General features: G+C 39.8%; 16 protein-coding genes. 11 read left to right on the top strand and 5 right to left on the bottom strand.

What is annotated here, in order from left to right; all coding sequences use genetic code 11:
• Nucleotides 1–6 precede the first annotated feature (6 nt).
• Nucleotides 7–699 (bottom strand): ribonuclease III, encoded by a 693-nt coding sequence (rnc, locus tag AC012T_RS00320; protein ID WP_487062251.1) that lies wholly within the window; start codon nucleotides 697–699, stop codon nucleotides 7–9.
• 134 nt (nucleotides 700–833) lie between these two features.
• On the bottom strand, nucleotides 834–1,604 hold the full coding sequence (locus tag AC012T_RS00315) for an NYN domain-containing protein (protein ID WP_487062249.1): 771 nt from the start codon (nucleotides 1,602–1,604) through the stop codon (nucleotides 834–836).
• 671 nt (nucleotides 1,605–2,275) lie between these two features.
• Here AC012T_RS00315 and AC012T_RS00310 point away from each other — a divergent pair.
• The 3 genes from AC012T_RS00310 to bchD all read left to right on the top strand — a co-directional run bounded on the left by AC012T_RS00310 (nucleotide 2,276) and on the right by bchD (nucleotide 5,178).
• Complete coding sequence (locus AC012T_RS00310; protein WP_487062247.1) at nucleotides 2,276–2,692, top strand: XisH family protein; 417 nt, start codon at nucleotides 2,276–2,278, stop codon at nucleotides 2,690–2,692.
• Nucleotides 2,680–3,015: a XisI protein gene (locus tag AC012T_RS00305; RefSeq protein ID WP_487062245.1), complete on the top strand. Its 336-nt coding sequence runs from the start codon at nucleotides 2,680–2,682 to the stop codon at nucleotides 3,013–3,015. The genes AC012T_RS00310 and AC012T_RS00305 overlap by 13 nt, the downstream gene beginning before the upstream one ends.
• A 138-nt stretch (nucleotides 3,016–3,153) precedes the next feature.
• Nucleotides 3,154–5,178: a magnesium chelatase ATPase subunit D gene (gene bchD / locus AC012T_RS00300; protein WP_487062243.1), complete on the top strand. Its 2,025-nt coding sequence runs from the start codon at nucleotides 3,154–3,156 to the stop codon at nucleotides 5,176–5,178.
• A 124-nt stretch (nucleotides 5,179–5,302) separates the two neighbouring features.
• Here the strand turns inward: bchD and AC012T_RS00295 are convergent, their stop codons facing one another.
• Complete coding sequence (locus tag AC012T_RS00295; protein WP_487062242.1) at nucleotides 5,303–6,094, bottom strand: RNA polymerase sigma factor SigF; 792 nt, start codon at nucleotides 6,092–6,094, stop codon at nucleotides 5,303–5,305.
• 638 nt (nucleotides 6,095–6,732) lie between these two features.
• Here AC012T_RS00295 and AC012T_RS00290 point away from each other — a divergent pair.
• From AC012T_RS00290 to AC012T_RS00260, 7 genes are all read left to right on the top strand, one after another.
• Entirely contained in the window at nucleotides 6,733–7,461 is a 729-nt protein-coding gene (locus AC012T_RS00290; protein WP_487062241.1) for a Bax inhibitor-1/YccA family protein, read from the top strand.
• Nucleotides 7,462–7,765: 304 nt separating this feature from the next.
• Nucleotides 7,766–8,888 (top strand): peptide chain release factor 2 gene (gene prfB, locus AC012T_RS00285; RefSeq protein WP_487062240.1). Its coding sequence is split into 2 segments (ribosomal slippage): nucleotides 7,766–7,837 and nucleotides 7,839–8,888, totalling 1,122 coding nucleotides; the frame shifts between segments, so codons are not numbered across the junction.
• Between the two features lie 173 nt (nucleotides 8,889–9,061).
• Complete coding sequence (locus AC012T_RS00280) at nucleotides 9,062–9,217, top strand: DUF3285 domain-containing protein (protein ID WP_487062238.1); 156 nt, start codon at nucleotides 9,062–9,064, stop codon at nucleotides 9,215–9,217.
• A gap of 20 nt (nucleotides 9,218–9,237) precedes the next feature.
• Nucleotides 9,238–9,762 (top strand): rRNA maturation RNase YbeY, encoded by a 525-nt coding sequence (gene ybeY, locus AC012T_RS00275; protein ID WP_487062236.1) that lies wholly within the window; start codon nucleotides 9,238–9,240, stop codon nucleotides 9,760–9,762.
• A gap of 140 nt (nucleotides 9,763–9,902) precedes the next feature.
• Nucleotides 9,903–10,358: a diacylglycerol kinase family protein gene (locus AC012T_RS00270; protein WP_487062234.1), complete on the top strand. Its 456-nt coding sequence runs from the start codon at nucleotides 9,903–9,905 to the stop codon at nucleotides 10,356–10,358.
• A 187-nt stretch (nucleotides 10,359–10,545) separates the two neighbouring features.
• Nucleotides 10,546–11,145 (top strand): anthranilate synthase component II, encoded by a 600-nt coding sequence (locus AC012T_RS00265; RefSeq protein WP_487062232.1) that lies wholly within the window; start codon nucleotides 10,546–10,548, stop codon nucleotides 11,143–11,145.
• Between the two features lie 4 nt (nucleotides 11,146–11,149).
• Nucleotides 11,150–11,917 (top strand): MBL fold metallo-hydrolase, encoded by a 768-nt coding sequence (locus AC012T_RS00260; RefSeq protein ID WP_487062230.1) that lies wholly within the window; start codon nucleotides 11,150–11,152, stop codon nucleotides 11,915–11,917.
• Between the two features lie 264 nt (nucleotides 11,918–12,181).
• On the opposite strand, the gene AC012T_RS00255 is transcribed toward AC012T_RS00260, so the two are convergent.
• Together AC012T_RS00255 and AC012T_RS00250 are read right to left on the bottom strand one after the other, a co-directional pair.
• Complete coding sequence (locus AC012T_RS00255) at nucleotides 12,182–12,751, bottom strand: DUF4347 domain-containing protein (RefSeq protein WP_487062228.1); 570 nt, start codon at nucleotides 12,749–12,751, stop codon at nucleotides 12,182–12,184.
• A gap of 254 nt (nucleotides 12,752–13,005) precedes the next feature.
• On the bottom strand, nucleotides 13,006–14,256 hold the full coding sequence (locus tag AC012T_RS00250; protein WP_487062226.1) for an FG-GAP repeat domain-containing protein: 1,251 nt from the start codon (nucleotides 14,254–14,256) through the stop codon (nucleotides 13,006–13,008).
• Nucleotides 14,257–14,686: 430 nt separating this feature from the next.
• On the opposite strand from AC012T_RS00250, the gene AC012T_RS00245 reads away from it, so the two are divergent.
• Entirely contained in the window at nucleotides 14,687–15,994 is a 1,308-nt protein-coding gene (locus AC012T_RS00245; protein ID WP_487062224.1) for an aminopeptidase P N-terminal domain-containing protein, read from the top strand.
• Nucleotides 15,995–16,076: the final 82 nt, after the last annotated feature.

Here is a 16,076-nt window from a genome sequence, read left to right as displayed (position 1 = left end):
CAATTTTTACTCTAACAACCCGCGTTTTTTCAATTTAGCTAACGCATCTTCAGCAGCATCTTTTTCTGCTTCTTTTTTATTACGTCCCTGTCCTGTTCCACGTGGTTCTTTTTCTCCCTCTACAAATACTTCGGATTTAAACACTGGTGTATGAGACTGTCCACCTATTTGTTCTGTCACATATTTGGGGGGATTTGCGCCAATTTCTCGTTGTACCCATTCTTGAAAGCGGTTTTTGGAGTCTACATTAGAACGAGATACGACAATTTTTTCTGAGACGGAATCAAACAGCGGTTCTACAATAGTGCGAACTACTTCAATATTGGAATTGTTATCTAGATAGTACGCACCAAGAACGGCTTCAAATGTGCTACTTAATAAATTAGGATTTTGATATCCTCCGTCTCGAATTGCACCTTGTCCTAAACGCATTCTGAAGTCTAAACCTACTTCAATCGCAAATTTCGCTAATTGCTTTTCATCAACTAATGCAGAACGACGACGAGTTAATTCATCTTCTTCTTTTTCTGGATAACGTTTATAGAGATATTCACCGCTTAAGAAATTGAGAATAGCATCACCAAGAAATTCTAGACGTTCGTTTTGTTCAGCTTCTCCTGGATGTTCGTTGATATAAGACCGGTGGGTGAGTGCTTGACGGAGGAGTTTTTCGTTATGAAATGTGAGAAGTTTGTGCATTTTTATTTTTTCGTTTTGTAGGTAAGATGAATCTTATTTAAACATGAAAAAACCGCAAGATGCGGTAGTTTTGGTAAAACCCAGATAACTAATATAACTGGGTTTCAAAAGCAAATTCAGGCAGTTAATTTATATTACTCTATTAAAAGCAATTCCTGATTTTGTCTTTGGATTCTACCTGAATCTACAGCATAATCAATAAACTTACTAAAGCTTGTAAATTGCTTACCATTAGGTGTAGAGATTGAGGAAACGCCCTGATATTTCGGGAATAGTTGACGCATTGATCTACCAATGTAGCTGTAGTGTGTAGGTTTACCTTGACTTAACGCATTTTTGACAGTTTCAATCAGATACACTTCAGCTTCATTGTAACTAATTTGAGGATTGATAATGGTGGTTTGAAGTTGAGTTTCTTCACCAACTAATTGAGGTAACTCGTCTATAAAGTGGAAGTTATCATCACCGACCAAATTAATTAACCTTGGACTCTCACTACCTCTTTGAGCGAAGACAATCACTTTTTTATCCATAGCTTTGAGAATGGCAATTAATACAGCAAAATCTCCATCTCCTGACAATAGGATAATCGTTTTTAGAGAAGGATGAAAAGCAACTGCATTATAACATTCATCTTTAAGTTGATTATCTGCACTATTTTTTGATGAGTCTGGAACATCTACACAATTAAAACCAAGTAATTGAAATATATTTTTGGCATCAACTTGATTTTTATGCAGTGAATTATAGTAAAAATTCTTCGATTTTATATTTCCCTGCATTTTCGCAAAATTAAGTAATAAATCACCATATTTTTTGATTGAGAGAACATTTTGAATATCCCCAAAAATGCCAACAGAGTCTTTTTTCTGAACTGTTTGGGTGTTCAAAGATAGATGAGTCATGATCAAACGTCCAATTTTTTAAGTTAACTGGACAGATTCAACAAATTACACATCCATAGCAGTAAAAATACTTGAAGGAAAAACTACATAATTATCTCCTCCTCCAGTAGCTTGTCTATATTAGGCAGTTTCAGTCTCAGTAACAGGATTCAGAGAATACATAGACTTTTGCAAGTAATGTAATCCTTGCTGACAAATTCTGCATTATACCTCCATCTGAATATTTATCCAGATACTTTATTTTTTTCGTGCTAATTGAGTAATTAGCGATGTAATAAAACATCAGGCTAAGTATCCAAACGAAGGTATAATGCAGGACTTATCAGAAAGGAATCCTGCTGCTGAGACAACCACCGCCCTGCGATATATAGTTCTGCTTGAGATAGCATTTATATGTTGGCTGTCTTCTTTATACAATCGCACACTGAATCTGAAATGTCAAGCATTATTATTGTAAATAATTGTAATATCCATAACTTGATATATTCAATTAATCTATTACGCGGATTTCAGCTATCTGAAACGAGAAATATTATAATAATATAGCAATCCTACCCCAATAGTGAGAAAATACGTAGATAAAAATCCTTGTTTGATAAGCATTTGAGGCTTTTTGAACTCTCACGGATCATTTAGGATTGCTATAGATAAAAAGAATAAATTATCAACTCATGTCAGCTAAAGATATTTTTCATGATGCTGTTAGGAAAGGATTAGAAAAAGAGGGTTGGGTGATCACAGATGATCCTTTGAGGATTGAAGTTGGTGATGTGGAAATGTACATTGACCTCGGTGCGGAGGAAATTTTAGCGGCGGAAAGAACAGGAGAGAAAATAGCAGTTGAAATTACGAGTTTCACAGGTACATCCAGTATTTCTCAATTTCATACAGCAGTGGGGCAGTTTTTTAATTATCGTTTTGCATTAGAAGAGAAAGAACCAGACAGAGTTTTATATTTAGCTGTTCCTTCAGGAGTTTATAACGCTTTCTTTCAATTGCAGTTTATCAAAACAGTTGTTGAACGTTCTCAAATTAAACTTATTATCTACGATCCGATTCAGGAGGAAATTGTAGTATGGAAAAACTAGATAACTATCGCAATTATGTAAAACAAGTGATCACAGAATATTCTCAATTAGGTTCACCGAAAGATGAAATTGAACAACAACTGATTTTTGATACTGTTGGTGATCATTATCAGTTGATGTATGTTGGTTGGAAAAACAGACGACGACAACATGGTTGTGTTTTACATCTTGATATTAAAAATGGCAAGATTTGGATACAACATGATGGCACTGAGATTGGTATGGCAGATGAATTAGTTAAATTAGGAGTACCAAAAGAAGATATTGTCTTAGCATTTCATGAACCTTTAATTAGACCATATACTGGTTTTGCTATTGCTTAAATTTAGATATCGTTATTCCACATACCCGAACTCTTAAAGAAGTCGGGTATCTAAATTTTAAAATTTGAGTCCGTTATATATATTCTAAAATGTGCCAGAAATTGCTATGCTACAAATATAATAAATATTAAGGAAACAATGCCTGCGCCTACTATTACCCCGACAATGACTGCTTTTCCCCTGACTGCTGTAGTTGGTCAAGAAGCAATTAAGATAGCCTTGCTGTTAACAGCAGTAGATCCCGCTTTGGGGGGTGTGGTAATTGCAGGTCGTCGTGGTACGGCTAAATCTGTGATGGCGCGTGCTATCCACGCCTTGTTACCACCTATTGAAGTTGTTAAAGATTCACTGTGTAACTGTGACCCGAATCACCCAGAAGAATGGGATGATAAACTCTTAGCTGAGGAAAGACAGGAGATAGAAACGGAAATTATCCCTGCACCTTTTTTGCAGATTCCCCTTGGTGTGACAGAAGACAGGCTTTTAGGTTCTGTGGATGTGGAACAGTCGGTTAAACAAGGTGATACGATTTTTCAACCGGGGTTACTAGCTACCGCAAATCGTGGGGTGCTGTATGTCGATGAAATCAATTTATTAGATGACCAAATTAGTAATCAACTTTTAGCTGTATTATCGGACGGACGTAACCAGATTGAACGTGAAGGGATAAGTTTTCAACATCCCTGTAAGCCGTTGTTTATTGCGACTTATAACCCAGAGGAAGGGGCGTTAAGAGAACATTTACTTGATAGAATTGCGATCGCACTATCAGCAGACGGAGTTCTGGGTTTAGATCAAAGAGTACAAGCAGTTGAGCAAGCGATCGCATATTCCAAGTCTCCCTCAGAATTTCTGCAACAATATAGCGAAGACATCGACTCACTCAAAACCCAAATCATCCTCGCACGGGAATGGTTAAAAGAAGTCACCATTACCCAAGAACAAATTACATACCTCGTTAATGAAGCCATTCGCGGTGGTGTAGAAGGACATCGTGCAGAATTATTTGCGGTGCGAGTAGCCAAAGCCGCAGCAGCTTTGGAAGGACGCAATACTGTCAATGCTGAAGACTTACGTCGCGCAGTAGAATTGGTCATTGTTCCCAGAACAACCATAATTCAAACCCCACCCCCAGACCAACCACCCCCACCTCCCCCACCACCACCAGAAAATCAAGAGGAGTCGGAATCAGAAGAAGAACAAGAAGAAGAACAGGAAGAAGAGAAAGAAGAAGAACAAGAACAGCAAGAACCCCCAGACATTCCCGAAGAATTTATTTTTGATCCAGAAGGGGTAATTCTTGACCCAGAAGTGCTTTATTTTACCCAAATGGCACAACGTCAAGGTAAATCTGGAAGTCGCAGTATTATCTTCTCAGACGACCGGGGACGGTACATCAAGCCGATGATACCTAAAGGTAAAGCTCGTAGAATCGCCGTAGATGCCACACTCCGCGCCGCTGCACCGTATCAAAAAGCACGGCGAGCTAGACAACCAGATAAAAAAGTGATTGTGGAACAGGGAGATATCCGTTCCAAGCGGTTGGTGAGAAAAGCCGGTGCTTTGGTGGTGTTTGTTGTGGATGCTTCTGGTTCAATGGCTTTAAATAGAATGCAATCCGCTAAAGGTGCGGTGATGCAACTTTTAACAGAAGCTTATCAAAATCGTGACCAAGTATCTTTAATACCCTTCCGAGGAGAACAAGCAGAAGTTTTATTACCACCAACTCGTTCCATTGCTTTAGCTAAAAATCGTTTAGAAAGATTACCCTGTGGTGGTGGTTCTCCCCTCGCACATGGTTTAACTCAAGCAGTTCGTGTGGGTGTAAATGCCCAAATGGGTGGGGATATCGGTCAAGTTGTCATTGTGGCAATTACTGATGGTCGTGGTAATATTCCTTTGGCTCGTTCTTTAGGTGAACCCATAGAACCAGGTGAAAAACCAGATATCAAAGCCGAATTATTAGATATTGCAGGCAGAATTCGAGCTTCAGGGATGCAATTGTTGGTAATTGATACTGAGAGTAAATTTGTATCAACTGGCTTTGCAAAGGAATTGTCAAAAGCAGCCGGTGGTAAATATTATCACTTACCGAAAGCGACGGATAAAGCGATCGCAGCAATGACTAGAGGAGCTATAGCGGATATAAAATCTAGTAGATAGTCTGAATCAGGATTTACAGGATTAAAAGATTGACAGGATGAATACAAAGAGATGCTTCAATTTGGTTGCTTAACTACATCTAAATTAAATTTGAAATCCTGTTCATCCTCAAATCCAGTCAATCCTAAGCACTAATGACTCCTGACTCAGCTTGTGGCTGTAAGTAGCAGATTAACTCCTGTATTCCCTTATGCAGATACCGAGTTACTGTCATCGGACTAGCACCAATTTTCTTAGCGGCATCCTTGCGGGTAAGTTCCTTAACAAAAACTAATTCAACTGCCATGCGGGGTTTATCGTCTAACATATTCATAGCCCCTTGTAGCTGTAGTCGTTCTTCCTCTTGTTGTTGCAGCAGAGTAGTACGAGGACAGGGAAGTATATCACCCAAAGTGATTTGATAATCAACGTAGTTAGCCGGAGTAGCGTCTAAACTCAGAGGCATCCGGTTTTGAGCAGCTAACTTGCATTCTTGCCACTCTTGTAGAGAAATATGAAGTTTGTTAGCAATTTCAATATCTTTGGGTGGACGGCTTAGAGATAGCGTCAACTCTTTGCGAATTTTTTGCCCTTCATTGTAAAGTTCTTGCCAACGACGGGGAATTCTGACTAAAGTAGAGCGATCGCGCAAAAAATGCAGCATTTCACCGCGAATATAAGGTATAGCAAAGGAGCTAAACGCATAACCTTGAGTAGGATTAAAGCGCTCAATAGCCCTAATTAAACCAAAATAACCGATCTGTTCTAAATCTTCATAAGGCTCATTACACTGATGGCTAAATTTATAAGCCATTTTACGGACTAAACCCGTGTGTAACTGTACCAGTTGGTTACGAAGTTTAATAGAAGGAGCGCGGTGGTATAAGTGTAATAGCTCTATACCATCATATTGCACAGAGGACTCACTTGCTGCCATATCAATTCCCTTGTAGTAACCCCCTTCCCCGAAGAATGGAGTTGCGTATACTTGATTTCAAACTGTCATTATTTTCCTTAGTCATCGCTGAATAAGCCATCGTTGTTTTACTGAACTTAAAATAAGCTTACGTCAGCTTCTAAGTGAAATCACTTATGAGTCTTCATTTTTCTCTGTTATCTGTAATTTTTCTTTACAACCCTAAAATTTCCTCAGTACATAGTTTTTCATTATGTGATTAAACAGAAACGACTCTACGTAATAATGCTATATATGTGCAGTATTTATCTCTAATAGAGAATAAAAAATCAACTAACACCTGATAATAAATAAAAAACAGGTGATCTCCCCCTTAACACTTCGTTACAAAACTTACTTTTATTTAGTGAATATTACTTAATTATTCAAGAATGACTACTAGATCCGTTATGAGAATAGCAGCAACCCTAATCAATACCTGTGGAAATATCGTTATAAAATGCGTTAAAATTTAAAACCATAAAAATTGTCTTTATAAAATTTTACAAGCACTACTAAAAAATCTCTTTTCTAGATATCCTCCCTAGTCTCTAAACACAACTATTGGTAAGAATGGAGAAGAAGAGGTAATTTACTCAAAAATTTAGTAGTTTTTAGATATGAGCAATACCAGCAATTTTCGTCAAGCTTTCCGTGAAGCTCAAAATCACGCCCTTGTTGGCCCCAATGTCATTGCTAACGCCCTTCCCTTTGTTGGTGGTGGTTTAGTTTTAACTGCATTGGGTACTTATGGCGGTTTGGGAGTGATTCGTTCTAACCCCGAACTATTCTTTCCTACCTTCTTTGGTGCTGTAGTTCTGGAGTTCATCCTCTTCTTTATCGCTCAAAATGTTGCTTCCAAAGGTAACAACAGTGTCGCCCTCCCATTATTAGCAATTTACAGCCTCTTATCTGGATATACCCTCAGTGGGTTGGTATTTGTCGCTTTGAGAACCCAAGGCGTAGGTCTTCAAGGCATTGGTATCGCTGCCCTTGGTTGTGGTGTCACCTTTATTGCAGCTCGTCAAATTGGTTCTAATCTCTCAGAATCAGACGGTATAGCGTTGACAAAAACCGTCTCCTTGGGGGTAATTGCCTTAGTTGTTGTTTGTCTAGTGCAGTTTGGGTTGGCATTATTTGGTGTTTACACACCCACATGGTTAGAAATCGGTATCTCTGGTTTAGGGGTATTTATTTTCGCGGGAGCTTCTGTCGTCGATTTCTACATCTTGCCCCGCACCTATCGAGATGATCAGTACTTGCCCGCAGCTTTGTCGATGTACCTAACCTACATCAACCTGTTTATCTTTATTCTGCGGTTACTCATTGCTATCAATGGCCGTGATTAATTGATTGTTATACTCAAAACGGCTTAATCATTTGATTCTATAGGTAGGGGTAATTCATGAATTACCCCTACACATCTAGGTTTTCCCAATTTTAGAAAAGTCCAAGTTCTAACCGTGTTTAGTATAACAACAGAAACAACACCATTTAACTAAGACTAACCGTGGTTCATCAACAAGAGCCACGGTTTCTCATCATCAAGCTGATTTACACCACAGATTTTAGCTAATTTGTCCAACTTACAGCTAAAATCTAAGACATAAAGAGCGATAAAAATCCAAATCGTTCTCAACTAAAGTAAGTAATATGGATGTCCTAGAACTCAAACGCGAAATTGAAACGTTGTCTGGCCGCCTGGGTAAAACCCAGGACTATCTTTGACGTACCCGCACTCAAAGCCAAAATTCATGACTTGGAACAAATATCAGCCCAGCCAGAATTTTGGGACGACCAAACCCAGGCACAACAAACACTACAAGAACTCAATGACCTCAAAGACCACTTAGAGCAATATTATCGGTGGCACGCCAATTTAGATGATACCAGGGCGGTGATTGAGCTACTAGAGTTAGAAACCGACGAATCACTCTTGCAAGAAGCGGAATCTACCATCACCAAGCTGAACCGTGAACTTGACCAGTGGGAATTACAACAGTTACTTTCTGGCCCCTACGATATTCAAGGCGCAGTTTTAACAATTAATGCAGGTGCAGGTGGTACAGACGCTCAAGATTGGGCATTTATGCTCATGCGAATGTACACCCGTTGGGCAGAAGATCATGGCTACAAGGTAATTTTATCTGAAGAGTCAGAAGGTGATGAAGCGGGAATTAAATCAGCCACCTTAGAAATTACCGGTCGCTACGCCTATGGTTACTTGCGTTCTGAAATGGGTACTCATCGCTTAGTGCGGATTTCTCCCTTTAACGCTAACGGTAAGCGCCAAACCAGTTTTGCTGGGGTGGAAGTAATGCCACAAATAGATAACACCGTCAAGTTAGACATTCCAGAGAAGGATTTGGAAATTACCACAACTCGGTCGGGTGGTAAAGGTGGGCAAAATGTCAATAAAGTAGAAACAGCAGTGCGGATAGTTCACTTACCCACTGGTTTAGCTGTGCGCTGTACAGAAGAGCGTTCCCAACTGCAAAATAAAGAAAAAGCCCTGGCTCGTCTTAAAGCCAAACTGTTGGTAATTGCCAAAGAACAACGCGCCCAAGAAATTGCCGAAATTCGTGGTGATATGGTGGAAGCTTCCTGGGGAAACCAAATTCGTAACTATGTGTTTCACCCTTATCAAATGGTCAAGGATTTGCGTACAAATACGGAAACTACTGCCATTGGTGATATCATGAACGGCGAAATTGATGCTTTCATTCAAGCCTATCTGCGGCAAGAAAATCAACTAGTAGATAGCAATTCCGCATAATTTGGGAATTTGTAAATAGTCATGGCAGTTAAAAGCAGATTTTGCTGTGAGGAGGTACATATCTAGCGGGCAAGATGCCCGCACCACAAGAGTTTTATTATTCAAGTTTGTATCTCATTAATTGACACTCTCAGGGCTAAAGCCGCTGAGTTTCCCACTTACCAAATATTCCTATGAGCAAATATCCCTCGACCGAACCTAAACCCAGCTATGTGAAACTGGCCATGCGAAACATGGTAAACAAAGGTGGTACATCACTCAAACATTTTGCACTGACTGCTGTAGGGCTGTTAACGCTCTTAGTTGGTCTGGCTTACCTAACTCGGTAACTAAGGAGAGTTTCTGCTTGGTGAAAGTTGAATTATATGTAGAAAATTGTTTTGATGAGCCTTCCCCAGTATCAGCAGGTCAGGGGGATACTCTTTTAACAGTATTTGACAATACTTGGGAAAACTGGTTTCATCGCTGGTTAGAAATCCTAACTCCTGATCTTCCACCTGCACCAAGTTATGAAATAGGGCTACGTTTGACAAATGATGCCCAAATTCAGGAACTAAATGCTCAATATCGCCAACAGGATAAACCTACAGATGTTTTAGCCTTTGCTTCCTTAGAGGCAGATTTACCCCAAAGTGAGGAAATGCTGGCTTCTCAACCTTTGTATTTAGGTGATATAATTGTATCTATAGATACAGCAAAAACCCAGGCGCAACAACAGGGGCATAGTTTAACCACAGAATTAGCTTGGTTAACTGCTCATGGTTTGTTGCATCTTCTGGGCTGGGATCATCCAGATGAAGAAAGTTTGATGCAAATGTTAAAACAACAAGTTATATTACTGAATGGGATAAGTATTAATATTGACTTAAATTAGTGGGTGTGGCTCAAATTTTTACTCTTGGTGGCGATTTTGACAATATTATTGTCACTAATTCTTTAGAATTGCGTCAAAGTTAATTAAGCTCTTAAAATTAACCAAGATTCTCACCCTATAATATTGGTATCGTCTGGCCTATGTCCCAAAAAATTTCGCCACCTCCTACACCAAATCGCTTATCAACCCTTGTGTCCAAAGAACGGGAACTTTCCTGGCAGATAGCCTCTAATTTATTTGTTAGTTTTAAGTATGCCTGGGCTGGAATCAGCTATAGTTTTCAAACTCAACGCAACTTTCGTATTCATCTCAGTGTCTGTGCTTTTGCTATTGGTTTAAGCATTTTTTTGCATTTACAATCTGTAGAGATAGCCATAATTGCTATTACTAGCGGTTTAGTTTTGACATTGGAGTTAGTGAATACGGCTATTGAGTCTCTAGTTGACTTAACAGTTAAGCAAACTTACCATGACTTGGCTAAAGTTGCTAAAGACTGTGCTGCTGGTGCTGTGCTTGTGTCTGCTTTGGTATCTTTGTTGGTAGCTGCGACACTATTACTGCCTCCTTTAGTAGCTTTAATTGTTACCACTTTTTAGATTAGTTTTGTATTTCTAGCTTTGAGAATGGCATTTTTGAAATTGGGCAAATACGCCTTCCAAAATGCTGAAATATTATTATGGATAATATTGTTTTCAGGGGACGTAGAAACCCCATCTATTGCTTCGCGAAGGCAAGCTACAACGAAGTAAGATAGGGTAGTTCATATGAAATTAGGTAAAAATTGTGATTATAGTCATTGATAATTACGATAGCTTTACATACAATTTGGTGCAGTATTTGGGGGAACTAGCCCAAGATTTCCCGGTAGCGGCTGAATTGAAAGTTTTTCGCAACGATAAAATAACTGTAGAGGAAATTCGGGATTTAAAGCCTGATGCGATCGTAATTTCCCCTGGGCCTGGTCGTCCAGAAGATGCGGGAATTTCTGTAGATGCGATCGCACAACTAGGATATAGTATTCCCATTTTGGGTGTTTGTTTAGGACATCAAAGTATTGGTCAGGTATTCGGTGGTAAAATCGTTTCTGCCCCAGAATTGATGCATGGCAAAACCTCCCAAGTATCTCATACTGGAGTTGGGGTTTTTCAAGGATTAGAAAATCCTATTACCGCCACCAGATATCATAGTTTAGTGATTGACCGCGAAACTTGCCCCGAAGTCTTAGAAATCACCGCTTGGGTGGAAGATGGAACAATTATGGGAGTACAACACCGGAACTATCCTCACATTCAGGGAGTCCAGTTTCATCCAGAGAGTGTACTGACTTCTTCGGGTAAGCAGTTACTGCGGAACTTCCTGGAACAACTACAGACGAGAGTGTGATTAAATGAAACGACGAGAGTTGATAGGCTATGCTGGGGCAGGTTTGGTGACAGCATTAGTGACTAATTTAGGTTCCAATCTTCCAGCTACAGCCCAATCTAGTGGTGTATCAGTTCAGTGGTTGGGTCATACTTGCTTTCTGTTCACTGGTGGGGGTGTAAAAATTCTCGTTAATCCCTTTCGGACTATCGGCTGTACGGCTGGTTATCGACTCCCCAAAGTTGCAGCTGATTTAGTGCTGATTAGCAGTCAACTGTTAGATGAAGGTGCAGTAGAAGGACTACCAGGAAATCCCAAGCTGATCTATGAACCAGGAGTTTATGAATTTAAAGGTCTTAAATTCCAGGGAATTTCTATAGATCATGACCGCAAAGGTGGCAGACAATTCGGTAAAAATACCGCCTGGAAGTGGAACCAAGGGGGAATTAATATCTTACATTTAGGGGGCGCAGCTGCACCTATTTCCATTGAGCAAAAAATCCTTACAGGTCGTCCCGATGTGGCATTAGTTCCTGTAGGTGGTAGCGCTAAAGCTTACAATGCTGAAGAAGCAAAACAGGCAGTTGGTGTGTTAAATCCAAAGTTAGTAATTCCTACCCATTACCGCACCCAAGCAGCAGATGCAGCTAGTTGCGATATTACACCAGTAGATGATTTTTTGGCTTTGATGCCTGGTGTCAATGTGCGACGCAGCAATGGTGATGCTGTGGCGATTAATTCCAAGGCTTTACCGGAAAATACTGAAATTCAGATTTTAAGTTACAAGTTCTAGCTAAATCGGGTAGAGATTTAAATCAGGTAGGTTGGGTTAAGCGACAGCACAACCCAACAAAAGTCCGTAAATGTTGGGTTTCCTAACGTCAACCCAACCTACACATTTACTAGAAAATCGCCTACTAATAGTTCAGCGATTTCTCAAAGTTTTCAATTTTTTATATAATAGTTCTTCCTCATCAAATTTATAATAGCATATCTAAAACTCAATGTCAACACTGCTATATAAAAGCTAGACAAGTCTAGACATTTACTTCTTAGTTCAACGGGAGTATGGAAGCGGTAAGACTTCAGCATCTGTCGAGATTCTTCCCTCCACTGCGTTCCGGTCAGAATGACAGTTTATGAGTGCGTTCCGGTCAGAATGACAGTTTGTTTCAGGAACATTAACTTCTAATTCCCAATTTCCCCCTAATGCTGCATTTCCCGTTTTCGTTGCGGTTGCGCTAATGGTTGCGTTGGTAATCTTATGTAATTTGTGAATAAATTCTTCCCCTGCATCCCCCTCAGCGACGTTACAACCATAGAGTAATATGCTATTGCTTTGCCAACGCTGTAATAAAGCAGCATATTTACTAATATTGTCTAAATTCAGTTGACTATTTCCTAAATACAAACATCCCGTAGAACCGTGAGAAACGATGTGAATAGAGGTAATTTGGGGATGATTTTGTAAAAATTCGGTAATTTCTACAATTCCGTCTCGATTTGGGGACAGAATAACCGTTTCTACTCCGTCAACAACTCCCGTCTGTAGGGTTTGGTAGTCGGAAACTGAGGAATCAATGAAGATAATGCTAGAGATTCGATTGAGTGAATAGCTGTTCAACATATTTTTTAGTTTTGTACCTGATACCAGAATGTAGTTTCCTGTTGCATTAGGACTATTAGGAGTCTAGCAGTGCTAAACCCCTAACTGCTGATATGTATGCACAAAATTACCTAGTTTCAGGCTTTTGGAATCCTATATTAGTGCGGTGCGTCATATTATTATAAAAAAGTAAAGTTTCTCGCCGTTTTGAGTATAGGTTGGTAATGGGAAAAAACCAATTACCCATCACCAATTACCTATTACCTATTACCAATTTAAGCGGTATACCATTCTGGAGTCAGCTTATCTGCTTCAGTAACAGGAGCTTCAGTTGCTAGAGTACCATTCATAGTCCAGATGGTGTCTGCACTTGTTTGTTGATCACGCCAGTAGATATCGGTTTTGCCATCGCCGTTGAAATCGCCAAGGGATGATGTCAAACCTACGCTATTGCTGGGTAGGAAGGCTTCAGAACTCACTTGTGTACCATCCATCAACCAAGCTGTGTTTGCACCTGTGGTGGAATTATGCCAGAAGATGTCAGTTTTGCCATCGCCGTTGAAATCACCAATGCTGGATGTCCATTCTGCGCCAAGTGTGTTGACAACGCCTTCGGTAACGAAGATGCCATTCATTGTCCAAATCTTGTTTTCACCTGTTTGGGAGTTGCGCCATAAGATGTCTGTCTTGAAATCGCCGTTAAAATCGCCTAGGCTAGTTGTCCAGGATGCATCCTGTGATTGCAAGTTATATGGGGTGGCTTGGCTACCATCCATGAACCAAGCGATATTCTCGCCGCTGGTGTTGTTGCGCCAGAAGATGTCACTCTTGCCGTTACCGTCGAAATCGACAATGGTTGCAGTTAAGGCTACATCTGTGGTTTCGAGAATGGTGGCACTAACTACAGTGGTTCCATCCATTTGCCAAATGGCGTTTTCACCTGTTTGAGCATTATGCCAGAAGATGTCGGTTTTGCGATCGCCATTGAAATCGCCAATGTTCGCAGACCAACCTGGATCTACTCTATCTAAGTTCAGGAAACTAGACACTCTTGCGCCATCCATTAGCACAACAACATTCTCACCTGTTTGTTGGTTGCGTAGCAAGAAGTCGGTTTTATTATCGCTGTTAAAATCAGCAGTTTCATAACTCCAGGTGGTTAAGTCATATTGACCTAAAGAAGCCTGTTCTACGACTCTTGTCCCATCCATCAGGCGAACTAAAATTTCACCGGTTTGCACATTCACCCACAGTTTATCTGTTTTACCATCACCGTTAAAATCAGGAACAATTGCGGCGCTAGTTAGGTAAGGATTAGGGTTGGGGTTGGCGCTACCTACTGGCAATGAGGGTAATGAATCAAGTGGGATAGGAAATATTGAATCTTCTTGTGATTGAGGTGCAGAACTATTAGGAAGTTGCGTATCAAGAGATGTTGTCAAAGCTTGTGATTTTTCGAGAGATTGTAATCCTGATACTGCTAGTTCTTTTGAATATAATCCTGAGCGAGTTGCTGCTTGAAACATGGTGTGTTTTTATGGGTAATTAATATAAAGTTTTAATTTGTTTACAATAAAGATTCTGTAAATAATAAACATTCGGCTAATTCTTTTTAGCAAATGTCATTATTTGCAGATAAATCTCTACTGTTTGAAAATTGCTTTTGTCAAAAATAAAAATAATATCTTAATGATCAAAATAGATTTTTGATATTGTTTATTAATGTCATTGTTTAATCATAAAATCCTGGTTTTTTGACAATTATCTTGATCGCAATTCTCAAGGAGTTACAAACAAATCAAAGATGATGACTATGATGACTATATTTGTGAGTGACAGTAAAAAATGAGATAAAGTAAAAATTGGCTAAAATAACTGAGATAAGTAACTATTAATAGAGATACTTTTAGTTACTAAAGTAAAAAACACTACTATAAATTCAACAGTAAATTAGTTATGCAAACAGAATATCGGCAACGTCGTGACCAGGTAATGGCGAAAATAGGTGCTGGTACAGCCATTTTTAGGAGTGCGCCAACTGCTGTGATGCACAACGATGTTGAGTATAATTATCGTCAAGATAGTGATTTCTTTTACTTGACTGGGTTTAATGAGGCTCAAGCTGTAGCGGTGTTAGCACCTCATCACCCAGAACATCGGTTTGTGCTGTTTGTTCAACCCAAGGATAGGGAAAAGGAAGTTTGGAGTGGTTATCGCTGTGGGGTAGATGCAGCGAAGGAATTTTATGGTGCAGATGCGGCTTACCCGATTGCGGAGTTAGATGAGAAGTTACCCCAATATTTAGAAAAAAGCGATCGCATTTATTATCATCTAGGACGCGATCGCAATTTCAATGACAAAATTCTCAAACATTATCAAAATCTCCTGCGGACTTATCCCAAACGCGGGACAGGGCCAATTGCTATTCAAGATACCATTACTGTCTTGCACAGTATGAGATTGCATAAAAGTGAGACAGAATTAGACATGATGCGAAAAGCGGCAGATATTGCTGTAGAAGCGCACAACCACGCCTTAGAAATTACCGCACCTGGACGTTATGAATACGAAATCCAAGCAGAGATGGAACGTATTTTCCGATTACGGGGTGGAATGGGGCCAGCATATCCTTCTATTGTCGCGGCTGGGAAAAATGCTTGCGTGCTGCATTACATTGAAAATAATTGCCAAATGCAGGAAAACGAATTGCTGCTAATTGATGCAGGTTGTGCCTATAACTACTACAACTCTGATATTACGCGGACATTTCCAGTGGGGGGAAAATTTACAGCAGAACAAAAAGCATTATATGAAATTGTACTAGAATCACAAAAACAAGCGATCGCACAAGTCCAACCAGGAAATGCCTTCAACGCACCCCATAATACCGCCGTCCGCATCCTCACAGAAGGTTTAGTAGAACTTGGTTTACTCAAAGGAGAAATTGACAAATTAATAGAAGAGGAAAAATATAAACCATTTTATATGCACCGCACCAGTCATTGGTTAGGCTTAGATGTTCATGATGTTGGTGTTTATCAACATGGAGAAAACCCCCAACTTCTACAACCAGGACAAGTGCTAACAATAGAACCAGGACTTTATATAGTTCCCGACACCAAACCCGCAGAAGATCAACCAGAAATTGACCCCCGGTGGGTAGGGATTGGGATTAGGATTGAAGATGATGTCTTAGTCACCGCAAATGGACATGAAGTATTAACTGCGGGAGTTCCCAAAGAAATAAAAGATGTAGAAAGATAGTAACTCAGGACTTACGCAAAACAGAACCAAAGTAGGGGTAATTCATGAATTACCCCTACGAAAGAATAAGATTTTCAAGCAC

The sequence above is a fragment of the Anabaena sp. EIM26 genome (assembly GCF_057568715.1).
The sequence above is the reverse complement of the archived record's forward strand: the minus strand, read 5'-3'. Positions and strand labels throughout refer to the sequence as shown.

Coding starts and splice junctions, on each gene's coding strand:
- AC012T_RS00245 (WP_487062224.1), top strand. CDS start 14,687: ATGCAAACAGAATATCGGCAACGTCGTGACCAGGTAATGGCGAAAATA.
- AC012T_RS00280 (WP_487062238.1), top strand. CDS start 9,062: ATGAGCAAATATCCCTCGACCGAACCTAAACCCAGCTATGTGAAACTG.
- AC012T_RS00290 (WP_487062241.1), top strand. CDS start 6,733: ATGAGCAATACCAGCAATTTTCGTCAAGCTTTCCGTGAAGCTCAAAAT.
- AC012T_RS00270 (WP_487062234.1), top strand. CDS start 9,903: ATGTCCCAAAAAATTTCGCCACCTCCTACACCAAATCGCTTATCAACC.
- AC012T_RS00255 (WP_487062228.1), bottom strand. CDS start 12,751: ATGTTGAACAGCTATTCACTCAATCGAATCTCTAGCATTATCTTCATT.
- rnc (WP_487062251.1), bottom strand. CDS start 699: ATGCACAAACTTCTCACATTTCATAACGAAAAACTCCTCCGTCAAGCA.
- bchD (WP_487062243.1), top strand. CDS start 3,154: ATGCCTGCGCCTACTATTACCCCGACAATGACTGCTTTTCCCCTGACT.
- AC012T_RS00295 (WP_487062242.1), bottom strand. CDS start 6,094: ATGGCAGCAAGTGAGTCCTCTGTGCAATATGATGGTATAGAGCTATTA.
- AC012T_RS00315 (WP_487062249.1), bottom strand. CDS start 1,604: ATGACTCATCTATCTTTGAACACCCAAACAGTTCAGAAAAAAGACTCT.
- AC012T_RS00310 (WP_487062247.1), top strand. CDS start 2,276: ATGTCAGCTAAAGATATTTTTCATGATGCTGTTAGGAAAGGATTAGAA.
- AC012T_RS00250 (WP_487062226.1), bottom strand. CDS start 14,256: ATGTTTCAAGCAGCAACTCGCTCAGGATTATATTCAAAAGAACTAGCA.
- AC012T_RS00305 (WP_487062245.1), top strand. CDS start 2,680: ATGGAAAAACTAGATAACTATCGCAATTATGTAAAACAAGTGATCACA.
- AC012T_RS00260 (WP_487062230.1), top strand. CDS start 11,150: ATGAAACGACGAGAGTTGATAGGCTATGCTGGGGCAGGTTTGGTGACA.